Here is an 8,167-nt window from a genome sequence, read left to right on the forward strand (position 1 = left end):
CAGCACCACCGTCGCCGCGCCCCCGCCGCCCGCCCGATGGCCGTCGGTCGACTGCCTGGCGTGGTGGAAGACGTCCGCCACCCGCACCGAGTTGGTCACCACCGTCAGATCGGCCACCTCGAGCAACTCGTGCGCCAGCGCGAACGTCGTGGTGCCGCCGGACAACGCCACCGCGCTGCCCGGCGTCGCCAGCGTGGCCGCGGCCCGGGCGATGGCGCTCTTGGCCGACAGTTCGAGCGACGACTTGGCCTCGAAGCCCGGCTCGTGGGTGCGGCGTTCCGCCACCGGAACCGCGCCCCCGTGCACCTTCTCCAGCGCACCCTGCCTGGCCAACACGTCCAGGTCGCGTCGCACCGTCATGTCCGACACCTGGAGCATCCGGGTCAACTCGCTGACCCGGATACCGCCCCGCCGCCTGACCTCGTCCAGAATCAGCGCACGACGCTGCCCGGCCAGCAGGTTCTGGTTGTCGCTCACGGTGTCTCCTTGTTCGCTTCTCCGCCCGCGCGTGCGTCGCTCACGGTGGCTCCTCACCGGTGAATGAGTCATCCTCGCACGTCCCAACATCCCCCGATCGGGGAAGGTTCGGCGTGGCCCTGACAGGACAGAGGACAGGAGAGGGCAGGACGTCACAGGGGGGAGAGCGGATGAACGCCCAGGAGAACACGCCGACACCCGTGCCGGACGAGCCGGCCCTGGAGTTACTGGTGCACGGCGTCGGCGGCACCACCCCGCAGGCGATGCTGGAGGACACCCGCACCACCCGGGTCACCGGCGACGCCACCGCCTGCGTCCACCGCCGCACCGACGACCTCGACGACCGGCCCTGGGACGACCAACGGCCGCTGCGCGAGGCGTACTCCTGGTCCAACCTCACCTCGGGGAACGGCACCCGCGCCCTCTGGCTGCTGCTGCTCCCGTTCATGATCGTCAACCTCGCGCACTGGATGCGCCCGGCCGCCCGGGGCACCCGCCGCACCCAGTACGGCTTCGACGTCCTGGTACGGCTCCTCGCCCTCACGCTCACGGTGCTCTTCACCGCGGGCGCCTGCGCCGTCGCGCTGGACCTGATCGCCTGGCAGTGCGCCGGCTCCGCCGCCTGCGCCGCCGAGAGCGGCTGGATCGACTCGCTGACCGGCAGCGGCTGGTGGGCCCAGCCGGGCCGGCGGCTCGCGCTGGGCGCCGCCCTGCCGCTGGCGTTGATCCTGCTGCTCTGGTGGCTCTCGCACCGCACCTGGAGCGCCTACGAGTCCGCCTCCCCGCCGGTGCGTCCGCGGCCCGACGACGACGAGCCGGCCCTACTCAGCCGCGCCGGGTTCTGGTACGGCCGCGGCATCGTCGCCCGGCTGCGTTCCGGACACACGGCCGTCGGACTGCTGACCATCACCGCGGCGCTGCTCACCGCCACCGGACCGCACGACCGCGGCGCGCAGGGGAGCGGGGCGCTGGCCGCCGTCGGCTGGGTGCTGGCCGCGCTGACCGCGGCCGGCTGGCTCGTCGTCCTGGTCCAACTGGTCAGGCACGGCCGCACCGAGGAGGAACGCGACGACGCCCCCGAGCCGCCGCTGGCCAGGGCCCTGCCCTGGGGCGCCCTTGCCCTGCTGCTCGCCGTGCTGGCGCACACCGCCTGGAGCCGGCCCGAGTGGCTCACCAGCGGACGGCACCCGGCCGGCGCTGGCATCTTCCCCGGGCTGATGATCGCGCAGGGCGTCCTGGTCGTGGCCCTGGCGCTCGCCGCCCACCGGCTGCACCGACAGGCGCCGAGCGCCGACCGCGGCGCGCTCTTCGGCCTCGGCGCCGCCGCCGTCGGGCTGCTCGCCTGCGGGCTCGGCGGAGTGCTGACCGGCGGCATGACCGAGTGGGTGGCGGACGCGCTCGACGGCTCGGCCGGCGACCCACCGGAGGCCACCATCGCCGGCCCACCGGTGATCCTCAGCTGGCAGGCCGCCGCGATCCCGGCCTGGCTCCTCGTCGTACTCGGGCTCGCCGTCGCCGCCCTGTTCCGGGTGGTCGCCAGGCGCCGCGAGCTCGAGCCGGGGGTCAGGGACCGCTACCCGGACGAGCCCTGCGAGCCGCAGGAGGACCGCAGCCGCCGCATCGCCTCCGCCGTCGCCCGCGCCGAACTCACCGACGTCGCGCCCCGCGCCATCGGCTGGATCACCGGCTCCTGCCTGGCGCTCGGACTCGTCTGCGTCGCCGGCGCGTTCACCGGGGACCCGCCGTCCCGCGCCGCCGAGTCGGCGCCGGCCGCCGTCTCCGCCGTCGCCGACGCCTTCCAGACCGCCGGGTCCTGGCTGATGGGCGCCGGCGTGGTGCTGCTCGTCGCCCTCGGCCGCCGCGCCTACCGCGACGCCGGCGCCCGCCGCACCATCGGCATCCTGTGGGACGTCGGCACCTTCTGGCCGCGCGCCGCCCACCCGTTCGCGCCGCCCTGCTACGCGGAACGCGCCGTCCCCGACCTGTCGTGGCGGATGGGCACCTGGATCGACAGCACCGGAGGACGCCTGGTCATCTCCGGGCACTCCCAGGGCAGCGTGCTGGCCGCGGCGGCCGTCTGGCAGCTGGACGCGGCCACCCGCAGCCGGATCGCGCTGCTCACCCACGGATCCCCGATCGAGCGACTGTACGGCCGCTGGTTCCCCGTCTACTTCGGCCCGGCCGCGCTGCGCGCGCTCCACCACGACGTGTCCTGCTGGCGGAACCTGTGGCGCGCCACCGACCCGATCGGCGGCCCCGTCGGGGTGGCCGGCGCCGGCGCGCCGCCCGTCGACCGCGGCCCGCTGGCCGACCCGCTGCACTACGGCCGGAACCTGGCAAGGCCACTCCCCGAGCCGATCCTCGGGCACGGCGACTACGCGGCCGACCCGGCGTTCTCCGCGGAGCGGGCCGATCTCTTCGACCGGCTGGTCCGCGGCCGGCCCGCGGCCCTGCCAGGGCAGCAGTCGGCCGGGACACTCGCCGGCAGCGAGCCGTGACCGGGCGCCGGCGTTCCTAGACGAGCGGCGGCAGGTCGTCCGGGAAGAGCACGGTCAGCTCCTCGGTGCTCGGGTCCTCGACCCGGGCCACCCGGCCGGCGTGCCGCTCCACCATCGCCTCGAAGGTCTGCCTGGCCGTCCGGCCGTTGCCGAACGAGGGGCCGCGGTCCATCGCCGTGAAGTACTTCAGCAGCGCGTCCTGGGTGCCCGCGCCCAGGTCGTACTGCTGCTCCTGGGCCTGCTGCCCGACGATGCTCAGCAGCTCCTCAGGCGAGTAGTCGCCGAAGGTGATGGTGCGCGAGAACCGGGAGGCGACGCCGGGGTTGACCGCGAGGAACCGCTCCATCTCCGCGGTGTAGCCGGCGACGATCACGACCACCGCGTCCCGGTGGTCCTCCATCAGCTTGACCAGCGTGTCGATCGCCTCGCGCCCGAAGTCCCGCCCCGCGTCCTCCGGGGCGAGCGCGTACGCCTCGTCGATGAACAGCACGCCGCCGCGGGCCCGTTCGAAGGCCTCCTGGGTGCGGATCGCCGTGGAGCCGATGTGCTCGCCGACCAGATCGACCCGCGAGACCTCCACCAGGTGGCCGCGCTCCAGCACCCCGAGGGCCACCAGGATCTCCCCGTAGAGCCTGGCCACCGTGGTCTTGCCGGTGCCGGGAGAGCCCGTGAACACCAGGTGCCGGCGCACCGAGGCGGCCTTGAGCCCGGCCTGCTGGCGGCGCCGGCCGACCTCGATCATGTCGATCAGCGCCCGCACCTCGCGCTTCACGGTGTGCAGCCCGACCAGCGTGTCGAGCTCGGCGAGCACCTCGTCGGTCGGTCGGCCGTCCGCGGCCGCCGGTTCCGCGACGGGCGGGGCCTTGCCGGTCGTCCGGTCGACCTGCGTGTCGGTGACCTTCCCCCGGCCGGTGCCGGCAGCCGCCCCCGGCGACCCGGTGGCCGGCGGGGGAGCGGCGTCGGTGACCTTCAGCCGGACGTCGACGCCCGGCGCGGTGGACTCGTCGCTGTGGCAGTCGGTCAGCACCGGGCTGTCCTCGGCGAAGACGTAACCGCCCCTGGTGCAGCGCTCGGTGCGGCAGCGGGTGAGCTCGGTGCGGCAGCCGTCGATGATGTGGAAGCCGTAGCCGCCCGAGTCGCTGACCCGGCAGCGGGTGAACCGGCCGCGGCCGCCGGCGGAGACGTACGCCCCGGCCTCCGCCGCACCGCTCACCGTGCAGTCCTCGACGGTGGGGTCGGCCTCCTTGGTGACGATGAATCCCGTCCGCGCCTCGTGGACGGTGCAGCCGGTGACCGACCCGCCGCTGCCCCGGTCGCGGAACCAGGCGCCGGTGCCCACCCGTTGGACCCGGCAGGCGTCCAGCCGGGCGGTGGCGCCGTCGCTGACCGAGACGGCCGAGCCGCGCACGTCCTCGATGGCGCTGTCCACCACGTCCACCCGGGACCCGCCGTCCAGCACGAACAGCGCGTCCGGCACGTGGTGCACCCGGCAGGACTCCAGCACCGCGGTGGCCCCGTCGCTCACCCAGACCGCCGGGTAGTCGCCGGTGCTGTCCCGGATCTCGCAGTCGTGCGCGTCGGCGTGGCTGCCCGGGTCCCAGACCGAGAGGCCGTTGCGGCCGAACTTGCGGACGGTGGTGCGCATCAGCGTCAGCACCGCGCGGGACCGCAGGTCGAGCGCGTTCTCCGGGATGTCGGAGACCACACTGTCCGCCAGGGTCAGCACCGCGTCGGTGTCCATGGTGATGCCGTCGCCCGTGGTGGCGCCGACCCGGCAGTCGGTCAGGTGCGCGGTGGCCCGGTCGGCCAGCCGCACGCCCGTGCCCTTGATGTCGGTGAACTCGCAGTCCACCGCGTCCACCGCCGAGCCGTCCCCGGTGACCGAGAGCCCGGCTCCGCCGGACTGCCGCACCTGGCAGCGCTCCAGGCGGAGGTGGGCCGGGCCGCGTACGGTGATGCCCGGCTGGCCGGACTCCGTCACCTGGCACTCCTCGAACAGCCCCCCGCCGCCGTCCGCCACGCTGATGCCGGTGCCCGTCGGGTTGCTCACGGTGCAGTTCCGCACGGTCGGCCGGGCGCCGCCGCGCACCTCTATGCCGGCCGCCGACGCGGTGCGCACCCGCATCCCGGTGAGCTCGGGGGTGCTGTTCTCGACGAGCACCGCGGGCGCCGTGGTGTCCTGCCCCTCGATCAGCAGGTGTTGGATCGTGGCGGAGCCGCGCACGGTGAGCGGCACGCCGTCGGCCGGCGCGATCCTGGCCGGCCCGTCCCTGTCCTCGCCGGGCCCGCGGACCGTCACGGACTGCTCGATCACCAGGTTCTCGCGGTAGGTGCCGGGGCCCAGGACCAGGACGTCGCCGTCGGCGGCGGCGGCCAGGGCTTCGGTGACCGTGCTGTAGACGGCGGTCCGGCGCCGCCAGCGTGCTGTTCCGGTGTGCGTCACCTGGACCGAGCCCTTAGTCATGGACTGATGTGCCCCAAACGTGTCAACGTCAACTGAGCCGTCACCTCGGCGCGCTGCCAGCGTGCCTGGTCGCTCCACGTTAGCGCGCCGTGGACCGATGGGATGACCGGATCGGACACGGCGCGCTCGCGCCCTCTCCACGCCTCCCGCACCACGGTTGTGCGCTCGCACGCCCCCTCACCCTATGTGGTGACGCTCCGTGTTCCGTTGGGTGCCATGGGTGCATCACCGCAGGAACGTCACGCCTCGATACCCAACAACAGGCCTTGGAAATCCCGGCGTTGACCCCACTTTCGGGTGATTGCCCCCGTGGGCGTGAGCCTTTAGCTTCTTCGCGGGATCCCTCAATTGCCCTCTGTACGACCCACATTGGCGGTGCGACAGCATGACGACCTCGATCGAGCCGACCCCCGAAAGCGGCGCCCTGGAAAGCGGTGCCGCGCATTCGAGGCTCAGTCTCGACACGGCGGCGGCCAGGAATCTGGCCACCACGACCAAGACGCCGCCGCAGATGCAGGGGATCACCTCGCGGTGGTTGTTGAAGGTGTTGCCGTGGGTGCAGGTTTCCGGTGGCACCTTCCGGGTCAACCGGCGGCACACCCACACCCTGGGAAACGGCCGCGTCGAATTCGTGTCCACCGGCGCCGAGGTCCGCGTGATTCCCGCCGAACTCGGCGAACTCCCGGCGCTCTCCGGGTATTCGGACACCGAGGTGCTCGGGCTGCTCGCCGACGCCTGCGTCCAGCGCGACTTCGGCCCCGGCGAGGTGCTCGTCCAGGCCGGCGACCAGGCCGACCGGGTCGTGCTCATCGCGCACGGCAAGGTCGACCGGCTGGCCCCCGGGCGCTACGACACCGAGGCCGACCTCGGCGTGCTGGCCGACGGCGACTTCCACGGCGACCGGGCCCTCGTCGACGAGGAGCAGGGCACCTGGGAACACACCCTGCGGGCCCGCACCAGCGGCACCGTGCTCACCCTCACCCGGGCCGCCTTCCAGGAGATCGCCGACCGCGCGCCCGGCCTCGCCGAGCACCTCGCCGGCACCCGGGCCGCCGTCCCGGCCCAGCGCAACGCCGCCGGTGAGGCGGATATCGCGTTGGCGTCGGGGCACGTGGGGGAGCCGGTGTTGCCGGGGACGTTCGTGGACTACGAGTTGGCGCCTCGGGAGTACGAGCTGAGTGTGGCGCAGACGGTGTTGCGGGTGCACTCGCGGGTGGCGGATCTGTACAACGAGCCGATGAACCAGGTCGAGGAGCAGTTGCGGCTCACGGTCGAGGCGTTGCGTGAGCGGCAGGAGCACGAGCTGGTCAACAACCGGGAGTTCGGCCTCCTCCACAACGCCGGCCTCGGCCAGCGGGTGCACACCAGGAGCGGCCCGCCCACCCCAGACGACCTCGACGAACTGCTGTCCACCGTCTGGAAGAACCCCAGCGTGATCCTCGCCCACCCCAAGGCCATCGCCGCCTTCGGCCGCGAGTGCAGCGCCCGCGGCATCTACCCGGACAGCACCGACCTGGGCGGCCACGCCGTGCCCGCCTGGCGCGGCGTCCCCGTACTGCCGTGCAACAAGATCCCGGTCAGCCGGAGCGGCGGCACCTCGATGCTGGCACTGCGCACCGGCGAGCAGGCCCAGGGCGTCGTCGGGCTGCACCGCACCGGAATTCCCGACGAATACCAGCCCAGCCTCTCCGTCCGCTTCATGGGAATCAACGAGCAGGCGGTGATCTCCTACCTGGTGAGCGCCTACTTCTCGGCCGCGGTGCTGGTTCCCGACGCGCTGGGGGTTCTCGAGGACGTCGAAATCGGGCACTGAGCCCGCGGTTACCCGGCGCGGGCCGGAAACGGCCCCGCCGGCGTGCCCGGAATCCGACTCCCACCCTCTGAGAAGACCCTCCGAGAAGACAAGGAAGAACCCGCGTGAACTCCCCGCTCGACCTCGCGCCCACCAGCCTCGAAACGGCCGCCGCCCGGAATCTGGCGACCACCACCAAGACGCCGCCGCAGATGCAGGCCATCTCCTCGCGGTGGTTGTTGAAGGTGTTGCCGTGGGTGCAGGTTTCCGGTGGCACCTTCCGGGTCAACCGGCGGCTGACCCACACCCTGGGAAACGGCCGCGTCGAATTCGTGTCCACCGGCGCCGAGGTCCGCGTCATCCCCGCCGAGTTGACCGAACTGCCTCCCCTGCGCGGCTTCGCGGACGACGACGCGCTCACCGTGCTGGCCGCCGCCTGCGTACAGCGCGAGTACGCCCCGGGCGACGTCATCGCCGACCACGGCGACCCGGTGACCGAGGTGCTGCTGATCGCCCACGGCAAGGTCCGCAGGCTGGCCCCCGGCGCGTACGACGCCGAGGCCGGCCTCGGCGTGCTGGCCGACGGCGACCACGCCGGCGCGGAGGCGCTCGCCGGGGAGCCCGGCGACTGGCCCACCACCCTGCGCGCCGTCACCCGCTGCACCGTGCTCGCCCTGCCGCTGGCCGAGGTCCGGGCCCTCGCCGACCGGAACCCCGCGCTCCGCGCCCACCTCGAGGACGTCGCCGCCCGCTCCACCCCGGCGACCAACCGGCGCGGTGAGGCGGATGTCGCGTTGGCGTCGGGGCATGTGGGGGAGCCGGTGTTGCCGGGGACGTTCGTGGACTACGAGTTGGCGCCTCGGGAGTACGAGCTGAGTGTGGCGCAGACGGTGTTGCGGGTGCACTCGCGGGTGGCGGATCTGTACAACGAGCCGA

Annotated in this window: 5 protein-coding genes; 3 read left to right on the top strand and 2 right to left on the bottom strand. The window is 73.5% G+C overall.

Annotation, left to right across the window (positions count from 1 at the left end; all coding sequences use genetic code 11):
- Positions 1–477, bottom strand: a 477-nt coding sequence (locus tag E1283_RS26995) for a DeoR family transcriptional regulator (RefSeq protein WP_132820768.1), incomplete at its 3' end; no start/stop codon positions are given.
- 170 nt (positions 478–647) lie between these two features.
- Here E1283_RS26995 and E1283_RS27000 point away from each other — a divergent pair.
- Entirely contained in the window at positions 648–2,975 is a 2,328-nt protein-coding gene (locus E1283_RS27000; protein ID WP_132820769.1) for a hypothetical protein, read from the top strand.
- A 16-nt stretch (positions 2,976–2,991) separates the two neighbouring features.
- Here the strand turns inward: E1283_RS27000 and E1283_RS27005 are convergent, their stop codons facing one another.
- Positions 2,992–5,439: a right-handed parallel beta-helix repeat-containing protein gene (locus E1283_RS27005; protein ID WP_132820770.1), complete on the bottom strand. Its 2,448-nt coding sequence runs from the start codon at positions 5,437–5,439 to the stop codon at positions 2,992–2,994.
- Between the two features lie 385 nt (positions 5,440–5,824).
- Here E1283_RS27005 and E1283_RS27010 point away from each other — a divergent pair, with 385 nt between their 5' ends.
- Positions 5,825–7,252, top strand: coding sequence for a family 2B encapsulin nanocompartment shell protein (locus E1283_RS27010; RefSeq protein ID WP_132820771.1), 1,428 nt, complete (start codon positions 5,825–5,827; stop codon positions 7,250–7,252).
- 104 nt (positions 7,253–7,356) lie between these two features.
- Positions 7,357–8,167: cyclic nucleotide-binding domain-containing protein (locus E1283_RS27015; protein ID WP_243745132.1), on the top strand; the 811-nt coding region annotated here is incomplete at its 3' end.

It is taken from the genome of Streptomyces hainanensis, assembly GCF_004348415.1.
GTDB classification, from domain to species: Bacteria; Actinomycetota; Actinomycetes; order Streptomycetales; family Streptomycetaceae; genus Streptomyces; species Streptomyces hainanensis.

Bases quoted from the DNA above. Each gene is read 5' to 3' on its own strand.
- E1283_RS27000 (WP_132820769.1), top strand. From the start codon at position 648: ATGAACGCCCAGGAGAACACGCCGACACCCGTGCCGGACGAGCCGGCC.
- E1283_RS27005 (WP_132820770.1), bottom strand. From the start codon at position 5,439: ATGACTAAGGGCTCGGTCCAGGTGACGCACACCGGAACAGCACGCTGG.
- E1283_RS27010 (WP_132820771.1), top strand. From the start codon at position 5,825: ATGACGACCTCGATCGAGCCGACCCCCGAAAGCGGCGCCCTGGAAAGC.